This window comes from Chitinophaga silvisoli (assembly GCF_003412465.1).
In the GTDB taxonomy this organism is placed as follows: domain Bacteria; phylum Bacteroidota; class Bacteroidia; order Chitinophagales; family Chitinophagaceae; genus Chitinophaga; species Chitinophaga silvisoli.
Window position 1 is genome coordinate 333,556 of sequence record NZ_QTJV01000004.1, and the last position, 22,763, is coordinate 356,318.

A 22,763-nucleotide genomic window follows, 5' to 3' on the forward strand; every position below is an offset into this window, starting at 1 on the left:
ATGTATTATAGTTACGGAAGATCAAATGTTGCAGCTAAATAGCTATCACGATTTTATCAGGGACAGGTCGACACCCATTTTAGTCAGGGCCTGTTCACCTGTTGGGGTAATGTAAAAGTGTTTATTGTCAGCTCCATCCCTTGCGATCCACCCATTTTCAATAAAAGCGGATGCCAGCAGTTCCCCCAGTTTACCGCCAATGTGCGCATAACAAAATTTTGCTGGCTTAGGCACATCGTTCGTTTGCTTTTTCATATAATGCTGGATTAGATTTCAAATACCAGTCCCCTCGTCTTTAGTTCTTCATATTTCAGTTTATCAAACCGGTATAGGTGTGCACCTTTCTTGGAGGTGGTTTTATCCTTTTCTTCCAGTTTTTCCAATATGTTCATGGAGAGGATTTTCTTTCTAAAGTTGCGTTTGTCCAGCTCATGCTGGAAGATTTCTTCGTACAGGCTGCGGAGCTGCGACAAAGTAAATTTCTCCGGCAGCAGTTCGAACCCGATGGGATGAAAGTGCGCATTGTCGCGCAGTTTCTTCAGGGCATCGGCTATCATCTGCCTGTGGTCAAAGATCAGGTTAGGGATCTGATGCAGTTCCAGCCAGTGGGCGCTGTATGCCTGTGAAGGAACATTCTCCTGTTCTGTGATGCGGATCAGTGCATAGTAAGCCATGGAGATCACCCTTGCACCGCTATCTCTACCTACATCGCCATAACAGCCCAGTTGATCCATGTAAATGTTTTCCAGTCCCGTGGTTTGTTTCAATACGCGGGCAGCAGCATCGTCTACACTTTCATTTTGTTGTAGAAAGCCTCCCATCAATGACCAGTCGCCCTGCATGGGATCGACTTTCCGCTGCATGATCAGTAATTTCAGCCTTCCATTTTCAAATCCAAAAATTATACAGTCTACTGCTACCAGGTGCTGAGGTACATTTGCATAAAATGATTGTGCACTCATTGAAAATTAATTGTCTGCGTGGTTGACGGCCCTCTTATATTGCAGCTGACAAAGCCGTGAAACCAGTTTTTTTTCATCTATAAGCTGCAAAGATGCTACATTTTCCTGCTACTTCCGGGATGAGCAATAACTTTTGCTGAAAAGACGGCCACGTGGAAGCGCTGTCATTGGCCAGCTGGTATTGTTATTTTCAGGGTATTTTTCATTTGTTCCCAGATAAAGTACTGTTGGGAGCATGAATCATCAGCCCTTTTTAACATACCCGCTAAAATCCATACCCGGAATTTTCGTCACGCCGACCTGTCTTAAGAGTGTGACCAACTGGCCACGGTGATAAGTAGCGTGATTAAAAACGTGCATCAGTATTTCTATAACGGTTAATTTACCATATTGTTTCTGGCTGTTGTAATAAGCTACCGTATGAGATAGTTTTGCGGGGTTGATCTGTTGTACCATCTCCAGCAATTGCCGGGATACTGTGATCCACTCATCGCAGGCAGCTTCGAATGTACCCCTGAATCGGGGGGCCGGCTTCTTCGTTTGTTCTACCAGTTCTAACCGTTGTTTCCACACACTTTCCGCATCCCACATGTGATACACCGTTTGGCGTATGCTGGGAAAACTACTCACCAGTTCCTGATCCAACTGTGCTTCGCTCAGCTTTTTCAGTACTGCTGCCAAACGCTGATTAGCCCAGTAGTGATAAGCAGCCATATTGAGTACGACTTCCTTCAATATTATTGAGTTTTTGTTACCTTTCAACAAAATACCGAAATTTTATACAACAGTAAAAATATATATGACACCAATTACCATCAGGAATGTACGAAGAGAAGATTGTCCACGCTTGCTGGAACTGATCAGGGAACTGGCGGAATACGAGAAAGCACCCGATGAAGTGACTGTAACACTAGAACAGTTTACCGATGCAGGGTTTGGCGAAAGCCCTGTCTGGAAAGCCTTTGCAGCGGTAGACGGCGACCAGATCATTGGTTTTGCCCTCTATTATATTCGCTATTCTACCTGGAAAGGTTGCCGCATGTACCTGGAAGACCTGCTGGTAACGGAAAGCTACAGGGGTCGGGGAATTGGTAAACTACTGTTTGACAAGCTGTTGGAAGAAGCCCGGGAGAAGAAATACAATGGTATGGTGTGGCAGGTACTTGAATGGAATGAGCCGGCTATTAATTTTTATAAAAAATATGATGCCAGCTTCGACCCTGAGTGGTGGAATGCCAGCATCAGCTTCTGATAAACTTTCGTTATGCTTTATAGATTCCACCACCTGAAAGGCGTTGCTACAAATCAGCTTTGCCAGGTTTTTAACGAAGCCTTCAGCGATTATGTGATTCCTATGCAACTGACAGTTTCCCTGTTGCAGCAAAAGCTGACAGGGGAAAGTATACAGCTGGATTGCTCGGCAGGGGCTTTCCAGGGGGATGACTTGTATGGGTTTATATTGCATGGCAGGGAGGAGAGCAGGCCGGAAGTGCTGTATAATGGAGGTACAGGGGTGGTGCCTATGGCAAGGGGAAGGCACCTGGTGCAGGAGTTGTATGAGTATTTTATACCGAAATACCAGCAGCAGGGGGTGAAGGAGATTTTGCTGGAGGTGATTGCGACTAACCAGAAGGCGATTAAGGCTTATGAGAATGCGGGGTTTGAGCAGCAGCGAAGATTTCTTTGTTTTAAAGGGGAGGTGCCGCTAACAAAGAAAGCAATGAAGGGTGTTTTGATTCAGAAGAACTTATTACCTCCTGAAAGCATTGTACATCCATTTGCTGACCAGGTACCCAGCTGGTCGAATAGCATAGCGAGTGTAAGAAGGGAAAAACAGCATACTACCACCTGGGTAGCGCTGGTGGAGCATGAGATAGTAGGTTATATCAGCGTATTTCTTGCCAGCAGGCGGATAAGGCAGATAGGGGTGAAAAAAGAGATGCGGCGCAGGGGAATAGGAACAGCTTTAATGCAACAGGCTGCAGAGGCTTTGGGGAATCCATTTACATTGATTAATGTGGATGCGCAGAACAAGGGATTGATCAGTTTTTTAGAACATATGGGGATGTCAGAAATCCTGACGCAATATGAAATGAAAATATGTATTTAAGCTGGCCATAGCTATATAAAAAAAGACAGCTTTTGCCAGGGAGCAAAAGCTGTCTTTTTTATATAGAATTAATTCAGGTGCTTAGTTAATGCCGTTCACCACAGCTTCTTTATGAATCTTCTGGATCAAGCCCTGCAGCACCTTGCCCGGGCCCGCTTCGGTGAAATTAGTTGCACCATCTGCTACCATTGCCTGCACGGACTGGGTCCACTTCACCGCACCTGTCAACTGATCAATCAGGTTCTGCTTGATTTCTGCCGGATTGCTTACTGCTTTCGCTACCACATTCTGGTACACCGGGCAGGTAGGCGTACTGAAAGTTGTTTTTTCGATCGCCGCCTTCAGTTCTTCTCTTGCAGGGGCCATCAGCGGACTATGGAAAGCACCGCCTACAGGCAATACCAGTGCACGTTTTGCACCTGCAGCCTTCATTCTTTCACAAGCTACTTCAATCCCTTTCAGAGAGCCGGAAATCACCAGCTGACCAGGGCAGTTATAATTTGCCGCTACTACTACCTCACCGGTTTCTTCGCTCACCGCTTTACAGATTTCTTCCACCTTTGCATCTTCCAGGCCCAGTACTGCTGCCATAGTAGAAGGATTTTGTTCACATGCCTTCTGCATAGCTGTAGCCCTGATATATACCAGTTTCAGGGCATCTTCAAATGTAAGTGCACCATTTGCTACCAGTGATGAAAATTCACCCAGGGAGTGACCGGCAACCATATCAGGCTTAGCACCTTCTGCACCGCAGAGAAATGCTATTACGCTGTGCAGGAATACAGCCGGTTGTGTAACACGGGTTTGTTTCAGGTCCTCATCAGTACCTGTAAACATTACATCAGATATACGAAAGCCAAGGATTTCATTAGCCTTCTCAAATAAGTCTTTTGCCGTTGGATTGGTGTCATACAGGTTTTTACCCATACCCGGGAACTGAGCGCCCTGACCGGGAAATACGTAAGCGTGTTTCATTTACATTGATTTACGGTTGCCTATCAGACATATGTATTAACATTAAATACATATCTCAGTGATTAGGATTGCAAATATTCATAGTCTTTGTGATATATCAAAATTTGCATCCAATAAAAAAACCCTCTCTTTCGAGAGGGTTCAGATTTTCGTTTAAATACTTTGACCGAGCAATCGCATGAACTCGCTTCGGGTTCTGCCATCTTCAAACTGCCCTGAAAAGGCGGAAGTGGTCGTCACAGAGTTCTGCTTCTGTACGCCTCTCATCATCATACACAGGTGCTGTGCTTCTATCACCACTGCTACGCCCAGGGGCTGCAGGGTATCCTGGATGGCATCCAGGATCTGGTGCGTCATGCGTTCCTGTACCTGTAATCTCCTGGCATACACATCTACTACTCTGGCCAGTTTGCTCAGGCCGGTGATGTAGCCGTTCGGGATATAGGCGATGTGCGCCTTGCCAAAGAAAGGCAACATATGGTGCTCGCACAGGGAGTACAACTCGATATCCTTCACAATTACCATCTCACTATATGACTCTGTGAATTTGGCACTGTTCAATATATCTCTTGCATCCTGCTGATAACCTGTGGTGAGGTACTGCATTGCCTTCGCTACCCGCTCAGGTGTCTTTTGCAATCCTTCTCTTTCCACATCTTCACCCAATAGGGTGATAGTATTTTTGTAATGCCCGATAAGATCGGAAGTTACCTTCTCATCGTAAGATTCTACCTTCTTGTAAGCCATTGCTTATTCATCTTAAGATCAACTAATTAATTACTACCCTCCGTAATATTCCACATAGATACGGGGTGTTTCGTACAACTTAATGCAGTGGAGCTGTACGCCTTCCGGCAAATGAGGGGCCAGCTGCTCCCAGATTCCGATGGCCAGGTTCTCCGCTGAGGTGAACTTGCCAGCCATGAATGCTACATCCATATTGAGGTTGCGGTGGTCTACCTGTTCCACCACATATTCTTCGATTAAATTCCCCAGTGTTTTAGCGTTAAAAACAAAGCCTGTTTCAGGATCAGGATTGCCTTTTACGGTAACATGCAATTCATAATTATGACCATGCCAATTCTCATTAGCACACTTTCCAAACACTTCTTTATTTTTTTCCTTACTCCAGGCGGGATTAGACAATTTATGCGCCGCATTGAAGTTTTCCACACGCGTTAAATAGATCATGTGATTAGCTGCAATTTTCCGCAAAAGTACAACAATTGAAGGACAAGCCAATCAACTGATGCCTACGGCATCAGTTGATTGGCGGTGAGGCAAAGGGCGGCGGACCCGCTAAAAAAACGAAAATGAGGCAATACCTTTTATTCCGATATTTGCAACATGAAAATTCTGGTCATTGCTGCCACACCTTTCGAGATGCAACCTTTCTCCGACTACCTGTCAGGTTTCAATCACCCTGATATCCAGATCACTACCCTTGTTCATGGCATCGGCATGATGCACACTGCCTATCACCTGGGTCGTTATCTTGCTGCTAATCGCCCTGACCTTGTTATCCAGGCAGGTATCGCCGGCTGCTTTGATCATTCCTGGGAAATGGGCAAAACCGTCATCATTGACAGGGAGCAACTGGGTGACCTAGGCGTGGAAGACGACCAGGCCTTCAAAGACCTCTTTGAAACCAATCTATGGCAACCTGATCAGCCACCGTTTACTAACAAACAACTGGTCAATCTGTTCGAAGGAGTGCCACATTTACCTGCGCTCGAACGGGTAAGCGGCGTGACCATCAATACTGTCAGCGGTAGTGAGCGTACCCGCCAGCAACTCGTAGATAAATATGATCCTGCGGTGGAAAGCATGGAAGGGGCCGCCTTTCATTACGCCTGTCTGCTGGAGAGGATTCCTTTCTTCCAGCTCCGCAGCATCTCCAACTACGTGGAAGTACGCGATAAGTCAAGGTGGAAAATTCCACTGGCCATTCAACAACTGAATGAAAATTTGATCACATATATTGAACATCTGAGACAGGGATCTGCCTCCTAAAGCAAAGCAATATGGAATTAACACTCGGATTTTCGCCATGCCCCAACGATACTTTTATCTTTGATGCCATGGTGAACAACAAGATCGACACGAAAGGCTTAACGTTCAACACCCGCCTGGAAGACGTGGAAACACTGAACAAATGGGCACTGGAAGGTAAACTGGATATCACCAAACTAAGCTATGGTGTACTTCCTAAAGTATTACATCAATATGAGTTGCTGAACAGTGGTTCTGCCCTGGGCAGAGGTTGTGGTCCACTGCTGATCGCAAAGAAACCGATCGATAAGGAAAAGATCAAAGATTGTAAGATCGCTATTCCTGGTATTAACACTACTGCGAACCTGCTTTTCTCCACTGCATTTCCTGAAGCAAAAAACAAGGAGATCCTGGTCTTCTCAGACATTGAAAACGCGGTACTGGATGGCCGTGTAGATGCGGGTGTGATTATTCATGAAAACAGGTTCACTTATCAACAGAGAGGTCTGGTGAAGATCATTGACCTTGGAGAATATTGGGAAAGCACTACTGGCAGCCCGATTCCATTGGGTGGTATCGTCATCAGAAAATCCCTGCCTGCTGCATTGAAACAACAGGTAGACAAACTGATTCACGATAGCCTGCAGGAATCATACAAGCACTATCCTAACCTCTCTCCTTTCGTGACTGCTCATGCACAGGAAATGGAGGAAAGTGTGATGCGCCAGCATATTGAATTGTATGTAAACGACTTCTCACTGGATCTGGGAGAAACCGGCAGAGCTGCGATAGAGAGATTAATGGCAGCTGCTAAATAAAAAAATTACAGGAGCAGTCGCGTTAACTTTTCGCGACTGCTTTTTTATATACTTCCAATACTCTTTTTCTTGCCTCTTCATGGATGACCATTGGACGGGGATATGTTAACTCATCCAGCTCCGGTACCCACTTCCTCACATATTTCAGATCAGGATCGAATCGCTCTGTTTGTAATGATGGATTGAACACCCTGAAATAAGGTGCTGCATCACAACCACATCCTGCGGCCCACTGCCAGTTGCCATTGTTTGCAGCGAGGTCATAGTCGAGTAATTTTGCTGCAAAATATGCTTCTCCCCATCTCCAGTCTATCAGCAAATGTTTGGTTAAAAAGCTTGCAGTGATCATACGCACCCTGTTGTGCATAAAGCCGGTTGCATTCAATTCGCGCATGCCTGCATCCACAATCGGGTAGCCGGTTTCGCCATCACACCATTTCTTAAATTCCGCTTCATTATTTCTCCACTTAATCTTATCATATTCTTTTCTGAATGACTGCTCTACTACCTGTGGATAATGCCATAGGATCATATGGAAGAAATCTCTCCATATCAGTTCTCCCAGGAATGTTTGGTTCAGATGATTGGCACGCTCTGCCAGTTCCCTTATACTGATGGTGCCGAAACGCAGGTGCATGCCTAAATGCGTGGTACCGTGAATACCTGGCAAATCTCTTGTTTTATCATAGTTTTCAATGAGACTGTCCTTTACTTTTACGGAAGGGAAATCTCTTTCACCGGGCATGAATCCCATGGTACGCAATGAGGGAATACGAGTGCTTTTTTGTTTGTAAAAGTTGCGGAAATACTTTTCTACAGGATATGCTTTCAGGTAAAAATCATTTAGTCTGGCCCGCCATTTTTTACTGTAAGGCGTGTATACCGTATATGGTTCGCCGTTATCTTTCAGAATTTCGTCCCTGTCAAAGATTACCTGATCTTTGTACAGTTTGAACGCAATTCCTTTTGCTTTCAAAAGCTTGCCGATGGCCTTGTCGCGATCACGGGCATAAGGCTCGTAATCGATATTGGCATACACTGTATGCACGTTGTACTGCGTGGTGTAATACGCAAAGGCTTCTTCGGGCGTACCATGAAATACATCCAGGCTGCTACCCAGTTTTGATAATTGTTCCTGCATTTCTTCCAGCGTATCGCGGATAAAGGTAACCCTGCGGTCATATTTATCTTCCAGATCATTCAGGATGACGGTATCAAATACAAATACAGGTACGACAGGATGTTCTGATTTTAAAGCGTGGTATAACGCTGCATGATCCAGCAATCGCAGGTCACGGCGTAACCAGCATAAATTAACGGTGGCAGGCATAATATGAGGTTAGTTTTGCAAATTCTCAATGAAACATTCCGTAGACAATATTAAGATGTAATACTTAAAGAAAGTACTACAAAAAATACACCACTGCTACGCATCTTCAGCGTATTACCTTATTAAAGATGGGGCGATTTTTCTATAAGACTCCTTCATGCAGCAATTCGTGGAGGATCACTGCTGCCGCATTGCCGTAATTATTATCGCGGAATTGTCCGACCCACCTTACGCCGGTAATGGCATTGGTGAGGAAGATCTCATCTGCATTCTCCAGGTCCGCTATTGTCAGGGGTCTTTCAATCACTTTATACGGGAGGTCCATATCGATGATATGCTTGCGCATGACACCACATACACAGCCTTCACTTAAAGGGGGCGTTATCAGTTTTTTATCATTCACGATGAAGAGGTTCGCTATGGTCGTATCAGCGACTCTGTCCTTTGCATTTAAAATGATTGTTTCGTTGAGGCGGTGTTGCTTAGCGTAGATTGCTGCCATGATATAAGGCAGGCAATTGTTTGACTTGATTGTTGCAAATTTATCACAGCTTTTGCGTGCTTCGGGAAAAACGTCTACTACCAGTCCTTTTTCATTCAGTTCCAGCACCTGCCTGTCCAGTTCCCAGCTTTGAATAATAAAATTGGGGTGGTTATTCTCGGGGGCATACAGGCCACCATCAGAGCGGAAAATAGTCAGTCTTATTCTGGCCAGGCGGTTGTGATTATTCCTGCTGCAAAGCTCAGCTATGAGGCGTGTAAAATAAGTCCGGGTAAAAGTGTGGGGAGCATCAAAATGAAGCAGATGCAAACTAGCCATTAAGCGCTCAAAATGCAGTTCAGAGAGCTGCACTTCTCCCCTAACTGCGCGCATGGTCTCAAAACATCCATCTCCATACCGGAAGGACCGGTTATCTGCCGTTAAAACCGGCTCAGATGCTGCAATAAACTTTCCATTATAACATATAAACACCTGTTGCACTTCGAACGCATTTTTAAATGTTAGAAAGGAACTGAAAGGTACGAAATATTCATGGCATGGAGATAGTAGCAGCCGGGGCTGTATCCCCTTAAAATAGGTAGCGGTCATCCCAGCTCCTGCCAGAACAACCGCTTTTATACATAGGACAGGGGTACTTCCCGGATTTCATCCCGGAATCAACACCCGTCTATTTAGTTTTCTTATATAATTGCCCGAAACGGAACCCGATAAATACATCTGCCTGTTTGGAATTGCCCATTAAAGCAGTGAGTACGCTACCGGAACCCAGGTACAGGGGTCCTGCCCGGAAACTTGTTCCTGCATTGAACTTTGTTAACCCGTTATAGCTGAGAGGAAGATAAAAACCGAATTTCCTTCCTTCATAACGTGGAGTCAGGGTAAAGCCGCTGTAGTACTGGCCATTGTATGGCTTAGTGGTACCTTTTGCCAGCGCCAGCTGCACATTTGCATTCACATAAAAATGATCCTGCAAATGGTAGTCTACATTGATCTGCATCGTTGTAGGCAGACTCACCTTATAACTCGTTTCACTGTTTGTACCATCGGGGGCAAAATATTGGGGATACTGATCTAAAGTTGCCTTATAATCATCCAGCGACACGCCGTTTAACTGGCTCAGGTAAAACCTGTCAGATGCCGGGATATTCAGATTATAACCTGCACTCCTCGTCATGTCTTTAGTAAACTTAAGTCTGCCGAGATCGAGAACAGCAACCCCTACTTTAAACAAATAACCTTTGCTTTCTGCTGGTCTGTATTCGTATACCACACCCAGATCCAGGCCTACACCATGACCTGAGGTTTCGGTGAGCTGACTGGCATCAAAGTCTGAAACATTCACCCCGGATGAAGCCAGGCCTACTTTTGCAGAAGTATTGGTGAGGTACCCATCCTGCTGAATGAGATCTTTGTCAATAGTCCCTTTAAAGTTGCCCAGGTGCAGGTTCATATTTCCAATGCCTGAGAGGTATTTTACAGTACCTCCTGCCTTGAAATAATGTGGTCCTTTTGTAAATGCTTCACGGGCGAAAGACAGGCCATATTCTGTCCAGCCACTTACATTTACGCGCATATTACCATTGCTACTGATGGTATAGGGTAAATTGGAAGTTTCATCAATGTTCCGGATCTGGTCTACCAGTTGTCCGTCCATATCTGTTACATTGCCCAATACCCTTGCTCTGCTGGTGAATGCAAAAGCCATTTTTGGTCCCACGCTGATCATTACAGAGGGCAGGTGGATAGCCACGTTCACTAAGCCGCTCGTTTTACCGGCGTTTGCTCCGAACAATTGATCTGTAAGTTTGTCCCCGTCAAATGTTTTCCCGAGGTCCCCCAATTTAAATTGCGCCTGATTATTGCCAACGCTGGCATTAAGCCCCAATAAATTTACGTCCCAACGATAACGACTATTTGCGATGTTAGCGGGGTTTGAAAATACACCGTTTACACCGGTATAATTGCCTGTACGGTAGCCCGCAAGGTCTTGTTGTGCGCGGGCATTCATGAGCATGCCCAGACACACAGCTAAAATTGACACAGTTTTAGTCATAGTAGTACAGTTAGATAAACAGGTAGGTTCAAAGAACTTTCAAGGCACAAGATATTAAACTTTTTTAATAAGTGTAATATAGTTCCTATCCTGCTTATCAGAATACTATTGCCTCGTTGGCACAATAAATATTAGTGTGAAGTATTATTCACTGACAATCTGATGCACACGGCATCTCCAATTTATTTTGGTTTCCCCGAAACTTTATTCAGGTTTCATGTTCCCGTCGATATGCTCCTTACTTAGTCTTAGTTACGCTGCTGATGAATGGACTCTTTCCTGTATCAGAAGTTGGCAGAGCAAAGATGCTGTTTTTAATTTATTATACAATAGCAAGTTATGGGTATTGCTAATTTCAAAGAGAATGATTATCTAATAGCGAAGGGACTTGTGGTACAAGCCCCTTTTGTTATAATTTCATTTCCGGTACTTCACCGCTTATGATCAAACGCCCTGCTGTCTTGGATTTGATCTCATCTACGCTCACCCCGGGGGCTCGTTCCAGCAGCCTGAATCCTTCGGGTGTTACATCCAGTACAGCCAGTTCTGTTACTATTTTTTTCACGCAGGATACACCTGTCAAGGGCAATGAACATTGTGGTAATAACTTGCTTTCTCCTTTTGGATTTGTATGCATCATGGCGACAATGATATTCCGGGCGGCGGCGACAAGATCCATGGCACCGCCCATTCCTTTCACCATTTTGCCTGGTATTTTCCAGTTGGCAATATCACCTGTATCAGATACTTCCATTGCGCCTAATACAGTCAGATCTACCTTTCCTGCCCTGATCATTCCAAAGCTCTCTGCGCTGTCAAAGAAGCAGCCACCGGGTAGTACAGTGACAGTTTCTTTTCCTGCATTGATCAGGTCAGCATCGATATCTGCTTCTTCGGGGTAGGGCCCCATGCCCAGCAAACCATTTTCTGATTGCAGCATAATAGATACGCCATCCGGGATGAAGTTCGCTACCAGTGTAGGAATACCGATGCCCAGGTTTACATACATACCATCGCGCAATTCCTGCGCTATTCTTTTAGCAATGCTATATTTATCTAAAGACATACATTACAATTTTAAATCTTAACGGTTTTGCGTTCGATACGCTTTTCGTAGCCAGTGCCCTGGAAGATGCGGTGTACATAGATCCCGGGTACATGGATCTGATCGGGATCCAGTTCTCCCGGTTGTACCAGGTGTTCTACTTCCGCAATTGTAATGTTGCCGGCTTTCGCCATAGAGGTGCTGAAATTTCGGGTTGTTTTTCTGAATACGAGGTTGCCCATGGTATCACCTTTCCAGGCTTTAACCATGGCGAAATCGGCATGCAGGGCCATTTCCATCAGGTATTGCTTGCCATTGAACTCGCGGGACTCTTTGCCTATTGCTACTTCGGTACCGTAACCGGCGGGCGTAAAAAAAGCAGGAATGCCCATTCCTGCCATCTGGATACGGGTTGCCAGCGTACCTTGCGGGATCAGTTCTACTTCCAGTTCGCCGGAAAGGAGTTGTCTTTCAAACTCTGCATTCTCGCCTACATAAGAGGCCATCATTTTTTTGATCTGTCTTGTTTTCAGCAGCAGGCCCAGGCCGAAATCGTCTACACCTGCGTTGTTGGAGATGCAGGTCAGGTCCTGAATACCTTTGCGTACCAGGGCAGCAATGCAGTTTTCGGGGATGCCGCATAGCCCGAAACCGCCCAGCATCAGCGTAGTTCCATCGTGGATGTCATGCAGTGCTTCATCAGCATTTGCTACAACTTTGTTCATGTTTTGGTGTTTTGAAATTTTTGGGGGCCGAAACAATGTTATTGCTGTTTCGGCTTGAAATCAGGTTTATGATGTCCTGGTAAACCTTTTTCCTGTAATGATTTAGTTCCTCCTGGCAGCGGTTTTGCCTGCATCATACCTGTTCCCATCGGCACCGGTCCGTTATTCGGCTTTGGTTTAGGTGGGGCCGGTTTAGGAGGTTCCGGCTTAGGAGGATGAGGTGCGGGCAAATTCAGCTGTTTGATAAAAGGAGTTGGCAAACCGTCCTTCTTTGAAATTAGCACATTTTTGCCAAAAGGTAATTCAGCAAAGGGGTTTTCGAGGTATGCCTTTGCACGCATTTCTTTGTCCAGGTCTTCCCTGCTGGCAGTGGCTACTTCCAGCATCATATCATATACTTCCTTCAGCCTGTCAGGGCGGCTTTCGTACCAGTCATAGCTCTTCTGAAACTGCTCCCGGGTCAGGTGGTGCAGGTCCAGGATCTGCCTGTAATATAGTTTCTGCCTGTACCGGTGCACAGAATCAGGCAGTGGTGTACGTGGGTCTTCATTATTACTGCTGTATGCATCTGCCATAGTCATGTCGAGCAGTACATCCCGCATTTCTTCCTTTTGCAAAATGCCTTCCGGCACTTTTCCAGCCTGTCCGCATGCCATTAATCCCAAAAGAAAGAAAACAAAAACGATTCTATATTGCATAAATACTATTCCGTTGTTAGCGCAAAGCTATTTCATCTGCTGGTATTTCACAGCATTCGTTACGTCCATTTGAGACAATAACTGTACCGCACGGGATTTTTCCTGGGGTGGTGCCTTGGAAAAGATCTTCTGCAGTTCTTCAGATTTAGAGGTAAAAAATACTGCCATCAGCATGGAGTTAGGTATATCCTGGTAGATGGCATACATCATATTGAGACAGTTCAGGATTGCAGCCCTGCCCTTGTTCATATCATCGTACATCACATCCAGTCCCTGGCGGTGATACTGATACATGACATCGTGAAAACGGGCAAACTTTACATTCAGCAGGTTGTCCTGCAGCCAGTAACGGTTACGGTTGCCTTCGAATGGTTTCCAGCCGGATACATCTTTGCCATCCGGTGCATTGTTCACGATGTTCAGCGCCTTCTTGAAGAAGTCGTCGCCACCACGTGGGGAGAAGGAGTCGGCATCCAGGCCCAGGATGATATAACTATAATACGCCAGGATAGCAGTGAGATTAGAGGCAACCGGATCATTGCCGCTTACCCTGTTGTCGCTGAATTCCAGAGGTTGGAATTCCACGTAGCGGAATACCACGTTGTTGTCCTGCATGTTCAGCAGACTGCTTACATAGCCGGCGTTGTACACAGGGCGGGTAGCCTGTACTGTCAGGGTGGCTTTGAAGGTATTGCTTCCGAGATCGCCTGTTACGTTCAGCAGGAAATTGCATTCAATACGTTCGGCAGGTGTATATACATCGTCTCCCCAGCGGCGGCCGTTCAGGAATTCCATCAGGCTTTTCTGCAGGGTTGTAAATACTTTCTTGTCGGTACCGGTGATCTGGTTGGCGTTGACGGTGACATTCACCCTCAGTTCCTGGGCCAGGAGGCCGGAACCAAAGAGCAGAAAGAGTACAAAGCAGGTGAGGACTTTCAACTGTGGAGGATATTGCATGTTATCATACGATTATAGAGACTGTTATTGCTGTCCGGTCATGGCAGTAATGGCCTTTACAATATCTTCCGCTACTTCCTTTTTGGATTTGAGCGGTAATTCTCTTGCGTTGCCCTGCCTGTCAAACAGCGTTACTTTATTTGTATCATGATTGAAACCGGCACCTGCATCATTGAGGGAATTCATCACGACGAGGTCCAGGTTTTTCTCATGCAGTTTTTTCAGTGCATATTCCTTTTCGTTGTTGGTTTCCAGGGAGAAGCCAACGAGTACCTGTCCGGCAGGTCGCTGCGCGCCGAGCGTGCGGAGAATGTCGGTGTTTTTTTCCAGTTCCAGGGTCAGTTCATCGCCGGCACCTTTCTTAATCTTGATGTCTGCCACCTGTTTAGGGCGGTAGTCTGCCACAGCGGCTGCCATTACAACGATATTGCTGCCGGCAAAATGGTCTGCACTCCTGTTATACATATCTGCTGCTGTCACGACCCTGAGTGTGTGTACGCCCGGGTGTGTGGCTGACAAATGGGTAGGTCCCAGCACTAAGGTGACATCTGCACCGGCAGTTGCCAAAGCATCGGCGATGGCAATGCCCATTTTACCACTGGAGTGGTTACTGATATAACGAACGGGGTCCAGGGGTTCTTGTGTAGGCCCGGCAGTTACCAGTGCTTTTTTTCCTTTCAGGGGTTGATGGGAGGTAAAATATTGTTGCAGGAAGGCGACGATGTGTTCAGGTTCCGCCATTCTTCCTTCGCCGAAGAGGCCACTGGCCAGTTCTCCTTTTTCAACAGGCAGTTGCTGATGACCGTAGCTGAGCAGTTTTTGCACATTGGCGCGGGTGGCGGGGTGGTGCCACATATCTTCGTCCATGGCAGGAGCAAAAAGTACGGGGCAGGTGGCCGAGAGGTAGGTTGCCATGAGGAGGTTGTCACAGATTCCCATTGCCATTTTGGCCAGGGTATTTGCCGAAGCGGGAGCGATGAGCATGACATCGGCCCAGCGGCCCAGCATGACGTGGTTGTTCCAGCTTGAATTGTCACTGATGCTCACGGGCACCTCACTTTTCGATAAGGTAGCCAGGGTGAGTGGCGTGATGAAATCGCAGGCAGATGGTGTCATGACCACCTTTACCTCAACACCTTCCTTTACGAGCAAGCGGACGATCGTAGCAGCTTTGTAGGCAGCGATGCTTCCGGACACACCCAGTAGTATTTTCTTTCCTTGCAACATGTAGCTTATACCAATTATAAAAAAGGCGACAGAAATAGATTTCTGCCGCCATGAAGGTAGATATTTTTCAGTACACCAAATTAGCTGTACAGGTCATCATCGTTTCTTCTGAAGTAGATCTTGTCTTCCAGGAATTCCATGGTAGCCTGAATAGCAGGGTTTGCCATTCTCTCATAGAAACGGGAGATTTCGATCTGTTCTTTATTCTCGTGCACTTCTTCCAGATTGTCTGTATGACTGGCAAATTCTTCCAGTTTAGAGTGCAGTTCTTCCTTCACAGATATGTTGATCTGGTTGGCGCGTTTAGCAATTACTGCAATGGATTCATACAGGTTGCCAGTTTTGCCTTTGATCTCGGTAGTATTTTTGGTTTCTACCATTGGATTAAGACTGCTGGTAAGACCTCTTTTTATTTTGCTCATTCTCCAGAGAATTAATTATTGATTACTAATATTGTTAAGGGTATTGTTTGTTGCCTTAGCATTTTTGGCTGCTTTCTCTTTCTTCCGCTCTTGTTTCTTGCTGATTGGTGCGTTCAGATTATCTATATCCTTGATATTGTTTTTTGCTAAGGTATACCATTTTTCGGCATCCGGCTTCAGTTTACTTGAAGAATAATGGTCTGCGAAGTCCATATACTCGGAAACCACGTCTTCATAGCGTTCTTTTTGCTTATCCCAGATGCTGTGTTCGGCATACTTGTAATAAGCTTTGATAGCCATGTATTTGTATCCATCGCTCTTATCGGAGTCAGGATAGTTGCGCATCAGGCTTTTGAAGCTGATAGCGGCGGCTTTATAATAACCCAGGTTGTAGTACAATTCTGCGTTATTGAATTCTTTTCTTTCCAGTTTCTGGCGGCACAGTTCAATTACCAGGTTACCTTCGGCCACCTTGTCGGAGGTGGGGTAGTTGTTGATAAAGGTCTGCATGGCAGAAATGGCCTTGATGGTATTCGCCTGGTCCAGCGGGATTTTCGGAGATTGTTTATAATAGCAGTAGGCCTGCATATAATCCATTTCTACCGCCCTTGGACTGTTAGGGAAGTTGTCAAGGTAGTTTTTGAAATAAAACCCTGCCTGAACGTAATCTTTCAATTTATAAGAGCAGTAGCAATAGTTATAGTAAATCGGTTCATACTTCTCTGTGCCTTTGTATACCTGGAACAGGGATTCGTACAGGGATTGTGCGGTCATGTACTTCTTTTTCTCGTACATTTTGTTTGCATAAGCCAGTTTGGCTTCGTAATCCTTGCTTTTTTCGATCCGGCGCAGTTCTGTATTACAGGACGTAGCGATAACAATTACTAAAAGACTGATAAAAAAAGAAAATATCTTCATTTTCCGCATAAAGAGGGCAAAGTTAAGAATTAAATGTAAATGTAAGATAGGGTAGCATATACAGCTGTTAAAATTTTGCAAAAAGGGGGATTGTGGGGATAAACACTTTTTCCCACGGGATGAGAAATCGGGCGGTTTGGGGCTGGGTTGGGTCGAAGAAGCGTCGAAGAAGCGTCGAACAAGCGTCGAAGAACGGTCGAAGAACAGTCGAAGAACAGTCGAAGAACAGTCGAAGAAAAAATGTCAACAAAAATAATAAACATTACTAATCAGCAAATTAACATACTTACTAACACATATTCACATACTTCTCACATATTATCAACATACATCTTCACAGAATAAACACAAGCTCATCAATAAACCATTCAAAACCCCATTATTATAGGCAAAAAAATACTGTGGAAAAAATTTATAATTCATTTTTTCGTTAGAGAGTGGGAAAAAGTGTTATTTTGTGTTAGAAAATGGAATTCAAGGACTTTCGCCCCCAAGTATGACAGGTTTTCTGGGAGAATATGAGGCAACGCTTGACGCAAAAGGACGCTTTCTACTCCCTGCTGGCTTTAAAAAGCAGCTGGCAGAAAGCGCCGGAGAGCAGTTTGTCATCAACCGGGGATTTGAAAAATGTCTGTCCTTGTATCCCATGAACGAATGGCAGCCAATTTTCGAAAAGATCAGTAAACTGAACGATTTCGATCCGAAAGTCAGGGAGTTCCGCCGCTATTTTTTGAACGGGGCTACCATTTGTGAACTGGATAGTGCAGGCAGATTATTGGTGCCCAAAAATCTGATGGCTTATGCATCGCTCGATAAAGAGATCGTGCTTTCAGCGGCCACCAATAAGATTGAAATCTGGGATAAAGCAAAATACCAGGAGTTCTTTGAAAATTTCTCACCAGGAGCCTTCAGTGACCTTGCGATGCAGGTCATGGGAGGTGGAGATAACAATATTTCGATTTAACAGCTACTATGGGAGAAGCGTCACAATATCACCTGCCCGTTCTGCTGCAGGAAGTAGTTTCTCATCTGCAAATCAATCCCGAAGGGACATATGTAGATGCGACTTTTGGCGGCGGCGGTCATTCCAGAGCCATTCTGGAACAACTGAACGAGAACGGACGGCTCATCGTGTTTGATCAGGACGAAGATGCCTATAATAACCGGATCGATGACCCAAGGGTCACATTTGTACAACAAAACTTCAGGCACCTTGCCAGGTTCCTCAAACTGTATAAAGTTCCCCCGGTTGACGGCCTCCTCGCGGATCTGGGCGTTTCATCATGGCAGTTTGATACAGCAGAAAGAGGATTTAGTATCCGGTTCGACGGAGATCTGGATATGCGCATGGACAAAAGAACAACCCTCACAGCAGCAGCGTTGCTGCAATCCTACTCAGAGCAGGAATTACACCTTCTGTTCCAGAACTACGGAGAAGTAACCAACGCACGCACATTGGCTAAAGTCATAGTCACAGAGCGAAAAGCCCGCCCAATGAGGACCATCAACGAGTTCAAATCCGTTATTCAGCCAATCGTAAAAGGCAATCCGCAGAAATACCTCGCGCAGGTATTCCAGGCACTCAGGATCGCCGTTAACGACGAACTGGGCGCCCTTAAAGATTTGCTCACACAAGCAACGGAAGTGTTAAAACCGGGCGGTAAACTGGCTATCATAACTTTCCATTCACTGGAGGACAGACTGGTGAAGAACTTTATGAAAACAGGACAATTTGAGGTGCAGGACGATCCATTTTCTTTTACCACACCCCCCAAATTGTTCCGGTTAGATACAAAAAAACCAGTCACCGCCGGCCCCGAAGAACTAAAGCGTAATTCCCGGTCCCGCAGCGCAAAACTGAGGGTAGCCGAAAAATTATAACGGGTCCGGACTGACGAAACATTTTAAAGGGTACAACTAGAGATTAAGAAAACTAGCAAACTAAGAGAAAGCGTCAATCCCCCAATCACGTTGATCATGTGCGAAGGATGTGATACCATATCATTCACGTTGACTAATAAAACCGAGCTGCTTGGAACAGGAAGAACATATACCAGTTGCAGAATTACCGGATGAACCGGAACAGAAAAAAGAATGGCGCCTGCGCATCAATTACAGGGCCATCACGCAAAATATGCCCTTTATTCTGTTTCTTTCCGCGCTCGCGCTGATCTATATCGCCAACAGTCACCTGGCTGAAAAAAAGATCCGACAGATCAACAAACTGGGACGTGAGATCAAAGAGTTGAAATGGGAATATCTAAATGTGAAAAGTGAATTGATGTTCCGTAGCAAAATGAGTGAAGTCAGCAAATCAGTGGAACCCTGGGGCCTCAAGCCACTCAGTTCCCCACCCCAAAAAATCGTACTGAAGAAACAGTAATAATCATATCAGACTGTGGAAGTAAAGAAAGACATATTGTGGAGAGTGTATCTGTGCTTTATCGGCATGGTGCTGTTTGGTGTGGCTATATTAATAAAGGTGTTCTTTCTCCAGAACGTTGAAGGAAATTACTGGCGCAGCATGGCCGACAGCCTGCATACCCGTTATGTAACCCTCGACGCAGACCGGGGTACCATCTACTCCGAAGAAGGCAGGATGTTATCAACATCTATCCCTTACTTCGACGTAAGAGTCGATTTCGCAGCAGATGGGCTCACCGATAAGAATGGAAAGATCTTCAAGGACAATGTTGACTCATTGTCCATTTGTCTTTCAAAGACTTTTCAGGACCACACGCCGAGGGAGTATAAAACACTCCTTCAGGAAGGCTACAAAAACAAAGACAGATACTTTCTCCTGAAAAGAGATATTTCGTTCACCCAGTATCAGCAAGTCCGCCAGTTCCCGATGTTCAGACTAGGGAAAAATAAAGGAGGCCTGATCGCGGAAACGAAAAATAAACGCATTAACCCCTTCAAACTGCTGGCTAACAGAACCATCGGTTTGAGCAGGCAAAATGCACAGAACGTAGGTCTCGAAAGGACCTACGATAACTATTTAAGCGGCACCACCGGTAAAAGACTGATGCGCCGCATTGCTGGTGGTACTTTCGTACCCGTCGAAGGTTATGATATCGAACCGGAAAATGGTCATGATGTCATCACTACCCTCGATGTAAACATGCAGGATATCGTTGAAACCGCCCTCATGAATATGATGGTCGCCAACGAAGCCGAAAACGGAACCTGCATACTGATGGAAGTAAAAACCGGTAAGATCAAAGCGATCGCCAACCTGGGCAGACAACCGGACGGCAGCTACTTCGAGGATATGAACTATGCCCTGAGAGCAACAGAGCCCGGCTCTACTTTCAAACTGGCTACCGTCATCTCCGTACTCGACGACAAATACGCCACCATGAACAACATGGTGAACCTGCAGGAAGGTAAGTGGCAGATTGGACGCAGAACCGTATTTGACTCCGAACCACACCCCGGCCAGACGAACGTAACGATCAAACATGCGTTCGAACTGAGCTCAAATGTGGGAATGGCAAAACTGGCTTATCAGTTCTATAATAAAAAACCAAACGACTTCGTCTGGCACCTGAGAAAACTCAGACTCGACAAGCCCACTGGTATAGATCTCGTAGGTGAAGACCAACCGGTCATCAAAACCACTGCCAGCAAAACATGGAGCGCTACCAGCCTTCCATGGATGGCCTTCGGTTATGAAGTGTTAATAAGTCCGCTGCAAACCTGCATGCTCTACAACGCTGTAGCTAACAACGGAAAAATGATGAAGCCTTACCTGGTCAACTCCATTAATGAATATGGTAAACCAGTGAAGAGCTTCGAACCCGAGGTTTTATTGGACAGCATCTGCTCTTCCAATACACTCACTCAGGTAAAAGCAATGTTGGAAGGAGTTGTAATGAATGGAACCGCCCGTTCATTGTGGTCACCATACTACAGCTTTGCCGGTAAAACCGGTACCGCCCTGGTAGCGAATGCTAACCGGGGTTATGCCGATAAAATATACCAGTCCTCTTTCGCAGGATATTTTCCTGCCAAAGACCCGCAGTTCACCTGCGTTGTGGTGATCAAAAACAAACCACATGCAGTCAAGTTCTACGGTGCCTCTGTAGCAGGACCCGTTTTTCGCGAGGTAGCAGACAAACTATATGCTATCGCTGTTGAAAAACAACGACCCATGAGAGCGAACCTGATGCTGGATACATTGCTGGCATTCAAAAACAGCAAGGGCCGTGATTGGAAAGAAATTACCAATACACTGGACCTGCCCGTTGAAGGTGAAGTCAATAACAACAATTGGGTAAGTGCAAAAGTGACCGACAAGAAAGTCAACTTCGCACAGGTAACGCAGGCAAAAGGCAGCGTACCAAATGTAACAGGGATGGGATTAAAGGATGCATTATACCTGCTTGAGAATGCAGGATTGCGTGTGGTGGTCAGAGGTGCAGGTAAGGTAACCAACCAGTCCATTCCCGGGGGAACACAATTAGAGAAAAATCAAACGATAGTCATAGAACTGAGTTAATGAAAACACTGCGTGACATATTATATAATGTAAACATCGTGGCTGTAAAAGGGTCGACCGATACAGCCGTGAATGCACTGAATATCGACTCCAGAGCCGTAAAGCCTGGAGATGCCTTCATTGCAATCAGAGGGGTACATTCCGATGGTCACCTGTTCATTGACAAAGCTGTACTGCAGGGTGCCGCTGCCGTGATCTGTGAAGAACTGCCTGCGCAGACAGCTGACAACGTTGTCTATGTACAGGTAAATAGCAGCACAACTGCAGCAGGGGTAATAGCAGGCAACTTCTACGACAACCCTTCTCACAGGGTACAACTCGTAGGCGTAACCGGTACCAATGGCAAAACCACCATCGCTACCCTACTGTTCAAACTGTTCGGCGCTCTGGGTTACCATTGCGGATTGCTCTCCACCGTTCAGAATCAGATCGGCGATAAGATCGTTCCGTCTACCCATACTACCCCGGATCCCATTCACCTGAATGCACTCCTGGCTGATATGGTCAACGATGGCTGTGATTATGTGTTCATGGAAGTAAGCTCTCATGCTATTCACCAGCAAAGAATCGCAGGGTTAAAATTTGCCGGAGGCATCTTCAGCAATATCACCCACGATCACCTGGACTATCACAAGACCTTTGACGAATACATCAGGGTAAAAAAATCCTGGTTCGATGGCCTGCCGGCAACGGCTTTTGCCCTCACCAACCTCGATGATAAAAGAGGCAGTGTGATGCTGCAAAACACCAGGGCGAAAAAACAAACTTACAGCCTGCGCACCGTTGCAGACTTTAAGGGAAAGATCCTTGAAAATAACCTCACTGGCCTGATCATGATGATCAATGAGACAGAAGTACACTTCCGCCTCATCGGTGAGTTTAACGCATACAACCTGCTGGCTGTATACGGCGCTGCTACCCTGCTTGGTCAGGATAAGGCCCGTGTATTACAGGCACTCAGTGACCTCTCGGGGGCTGAAGGACGCTTCGATTATATCGTTTCTCCCAATCAGCGCATCATTGGTATTGTGGATTATGCACATACTCCTGATGCATTGCTCAATGTGCTGGCGACTATCAAAAACCTGCGCAAAGGCAACGAACAGGTCATCACCGTAGTAGGCTGCGGCGGCGATCGTGACACAGCAAAACGCCCTGTCATGGCCGAAGTAGCAGTAGAACGCAGTGACAGGGTTATCCTGACTTCCGATAATCCACGCTCAGAAGATCCGAACGAGATTATCAGGCAAATGGAGGCCGGTGTACCAGTACATCTTAAAAAGAAAGTATTGTCTATCACCGACCGTAAAGAAGCTATCAAAACAGCAATCAGCCTCGCAAATCCTGAGGACATCATTCTCATAGCCGGCAAAGGCCATGAGAAATACCAGGAAATACAAGGTGTGAAGCATCCTTTCGATGACAAACAGGTGCTGGAAGAAATGATGAGGATGATGGAGAAATAAAACTAAACGAGCAACAACAACTAACTAACAACTAACTAACAACTACTAACTAACAGTAT

The 22,763-nt window shown here is 45.7% G+C and carries 25 protein-coding genes; 9 read left to right on the forward strand and 16 right to left on the reverse strand.

Going from position 1 to position 22,763, the window contains the following annotated elements:
- Positions 1-45: 45 nt before the first annotated feature.
- The 3 genes from DXN04_RS13385 to DXN04_RS13395 all read right to left on the reverse strand — a co-directional run bounded on the left by DXN04_RS13385 (position 46) and on the right by DXN04_RS13395 (position 1,697).
- Positions 46-255 (reverse strand): ArsR family transcriptional regulator, encoded by a 210-nt coding sequence (locus DXN04_RS13385; RefSeq protein WP_116853859.1) that lies wholly within the window; start codon positions 253-255, stop codon positions 46-48.
- Positions 256-266: 11 nt separating this feature from the next.
- Positions 267-962: an NUDIX hydrolase gene (locus DXN04_RS13390; RefSeq protein WP_116853860.1), complete on the reverse strand. Its 696-nt coding sequence runs from the start codon at positions 960-962 to the stop codon at positions 267-269.
- A gap of 243 nt (positions 963-1,205) precedes the next feature.
- Complete coding sequence (locus DXN04_RS13395; protein ID WP_116853861.1) at positions 1,206-1,697, reverse strand: DinB family protein; 492 nt, start codon at positions 1,695-1,697, stop codon at positions 1,206-1,208.
- A gap of 64 nt (positions 1,698-1,761) precedes the next feature.
- On the opposite strand from DXN04_RS13395, the gene DXN04_RS13400 reads away from it, so the two are divergent.
- Positions 1,762-2,214, forward strand: a complete 453-nt coding sequence (locus DXN04_RS13400; protein WP_116853862.1) for a GNAT family N-acetyltransferase — start codon at positions 1,762-1,764, stop codon at positions 2,212-2,214.
- 12 nt (positions 2,215-2,226) lie between these two features.
- Positions 2,227-3,072, forward strand: coding sequence for a GNAT family N-acetyltransferase (locus DXN04_RS13405; protein ID WP_116853863.1), 846 nt, complete (start codon positions 2,227-2,229; stop codon positions 3,070-3,072).
- 81 nt (positions 3,073-3,153) lie between these two features.
- On the opposite strand, the gene fabD is transcribed toward DXN04_RS13405, so the two are convergent.
- The 3 genes from fabD to DXN04_RS13420 form a co-directional block, all read right to left on the reverse strand.
- A complete protein-coding gene (gene fabD, locus DXN04_RS13410) occupies positions 3,154-4,047 on the reverse strand; it encodes an ACP S-malonyltransferase (protein ID WP_116853864.1) in 894 nt (297 codons plus the stop codon).
- Positions 4,048-4,200: 153 nt separating this feature from the next.
- Complete coding sequence (gene folE / locus DXN04_RS13415) at positions 4,201-4,794, reverse strand: GTP cyclohydrolase I FolE (protein WP_116853865.1); 594 nt, start codon at positions 4,792-4,794, stop codon at positions 4,201-4,203.
- A 33-nt stretch (positions 4,795-4,827) separates the two neighbouring features.
- Positions 4,828-5,238 (reverse strand): 6-pyruvoyl trahydropterin synthase family protein, encoded by a 411-nt coding sequence (locus DXN04_RS13420; RefSeq protein ID WP_116853866.1) that lies wholly within the window; start codon positions 5,236-5,238, stop codon positions 4,828-4,830.
- A 156-nt stretch (positions 5,239-5,394) separates the two neighbouring features.
- Between DXN04_RS13420 and mqnB the strand changes: the two genes are divergently transcribed.
- Together mqnB and DXN04_RS13430 are read left to right on the forward strand one after the other, a co-directional pair.
- A complete protein-coding gene (gene mqnB, locus DXN04_RS13425; protein WP_116853867.1) occupies positions 5,395-6,060 on the forward strand; it encodes a futalosine hydrolase in 666 nt (221 codons plus the stop codon).
- Between the two features lie 11 nt (positions 6,061-6,071).
- Complete coding sequence (locus tag DXN04_RS13430) at positions 6,072-6,857, forward strand: 1,4-dihydroxy-6-naphthoate synthase (protein WP_116853868.1); 786 nt, start codon at positions 6,072-6,074, stop codon at positions 6,855-6,857.
- A gap of 22 nt (positions 6,858-6,879) precedes the next feature.
- Here DXN04_RS13430 and DXN04_RS13435 read toward each other — a convergent pair whose 3' ends face one another.
- The 10 genes from DXN04_RS13435 to DXN04_RS13480 form a co-directional block, all read right to left on the reverse strand.
- Entirely contained in the window at positions 6,880-8,187 is a 1,308-nt protein-coding gene (locus tag DXN04_RS13435; RefSeq protein ID WP_116853869.1) for a cryptochrome/photolyase family protein, read from the reverse strand.
- Positions 8,188-8,329: 142 nt separating this feature from the next.
- Complete coding sequence (locus tag DXN04_RS13440) at positions 8,330-9,169, reverse strand: aminotransferase class IV (protein WP_158569002.1); 840 nt, start codon at positions 9,167-9,169, stop codon at positions 8,330-8,332.
- A 187-nt stretch (positions 9,170-9,356) separates the two neighbouring features.
- The gene (locus tag DXN04_RS13445) at positions 9,357-10,742 is read right to left on the reverse strand and encodes a DUF5723 family protein (RefSeq protein WP_147319917.1); all 1,386 of its coding nucleotides are present in this window, start codon (positions 10,740-10,742) and stop codon (positions 9,357-9,359) included.
- A gap of 409 nt (positions 10,743-11,151) precedes the next feature.
- On the reverse strand, positions 11,152-11,808 hold the full coding sequence (locus tag DXN04_RS13450) for a 3-oxoacid CoA-transferase subunit B (protein ID WP_116853872.1): 657 nt from the start codon (positions 11,806-11,808) through the stop codon (positions 11,152-11,154).
- A gap of 11 nt (positions 11,809-11,819) precedes the next feature.
- Positions 11,820-12,512, reverse strand: coding sequence for a CoA transferase subunit A (locus DXN04_RS13455; protein ID WP_116853873.1), 693 nt, complete (start codon positions 12,510-12,512; stop codon positions 11,820-11,822).
- 38 nt (positions 12,513-12,550) lie between these two features.
- Positions 12,551-13,210 (reverse strand): DUF4296 domain-containing protein, encoded by a 660-nt coding sequence (locus DXN04_RS13460; protein ID WP_116853874.1) that lies wholly within the window; start codon positions 13,208-13,210, stop codon positions 12,551-12,553.
- A 27-nt stretch (positions 13,211-13,237) separates the two neighbouring features.
- A complete protein-coding gene (porD, locus tag DXN04_RS13465) occupies positions 13,238-14,167 on the reverse strand; it encodes a type IX secretion system protein PorD (protein WP_116853875.1) in 930 nt (309 codons plus the stop codon).
- A 24-nt stretch (positions 14,168-14,191) separates the two neighbouring features.
- A complete protein-coding gene (coaBC, locus tag DXN04_RS13470) occupies positions 14,192-15,394 on the reverse strand; it encodes a bifunctional phosphopantothenoylcysteine decarboxylase/phosphopantothenate--cysteine ligase CoaBC (RefSeq protein ID WP_116853876.1) in 1,203 nt (400 codons plus the stop codon).
- Between the two features lie 80 nt (positions 15,395-15,474).
- Entirely contained in the window at positions 15,475-15,816 is a 342-nt protein-coding gene (locus tag DXN04_RS13475; RefSeq protein ID WP_072359134.1) for a DNA-directed RNA polymerase subunit omega, read from the reverse strand.
- Positions 15,817-15,831: 15 nt separating this feature from the next.
- On the reverse strand, positions 15,832-16,734 hold the full coding sequence (locus DXN04_RS13480) for an outer membrane protein assembly factor BamD (RefSeq protein ID WP_233525590.1): 903 nt from the start codon (positions 16,732-16,734) through the stop codon (positions 15,832-15,834).
- A 496-nt stretch (positions 16,735-17,230) separates the two neighbouring features.
- Between DXN04_RS13480 and mraZ the strand changes: the two genes are divergently transcribed.
- From mraZ to DXN04_RS13505, 5 genes are all read left to right on the forward strand, one after another.
- Positions 17,231-17,698 (forward strand): division/cell wall cluster transcriptional repressor MraZ, encoded by a 468-nt coding sequence (gene mraZ, locus DXN04_RS13485; RefSeq protein ID WP_116853878.1) that lies wholly within the window; start codon positions 17,231-17,233, stop codon positions 17,696-17,698.
- Positions 17,699-17,706: 8 nt separating this feature from the next.
- Positions 17,707-18,615, forward strand: coding sequence for a 16S rRNA (cytosine(1402)-N(4))-methyltransferase RsmH (gene rsmH / locus DXN04_RS13490; RefSeq protein ID WP_116853879.1), 909 nt, complete (start codon positions 17,707-17,709; stop codon positions 18,613-18,615).
- Between the two features lie 151 nt (positions 18,616-18,766).
- The gene (locus DXN04_RS13495; protein WP_116853880.1) at positions 18,767-19,117 is read left to right on the forward strand and encodes an FtsL-like putative cell division protein; all 351 of its coding nucleotides are present in this window, start codon (positions 18,767-18,769) and stop codon (positions 19,115-19,117) included.
- A gap of 15 nt (positions 19,118-19,132) precedes the next feature.
- On the forward strand, positions 19,133-21,238 hold the full coding sequence (locus DXN04_RS13500) for a penicillin-binding protein (protein ID WP_116853881.1): 2,106 nt from the start codon (positions 19,133-19,135) through the stop codon (positions 21,236-21,238).
- Positions 21,238-22,704, forward strand: coding sequence for a UDP-N-acetylmuramoyl-L-alanyl-D-glutamate--2,6-diaminopimelate ligase (locus tag DXN04_RS13505; protein ID WP_116853882.1), 1,467 nt, complete (start codon positions 21,238-21,240; stop codon positions 22,702-22,704). Before DXN04_RS13500 ends, DXN04_RS13505 begins: the two co-directional genes overlap by 1 nt.
- The last annotated feature ends 59 nt before the right edge of the window (positions 22,705-22,763 follow it).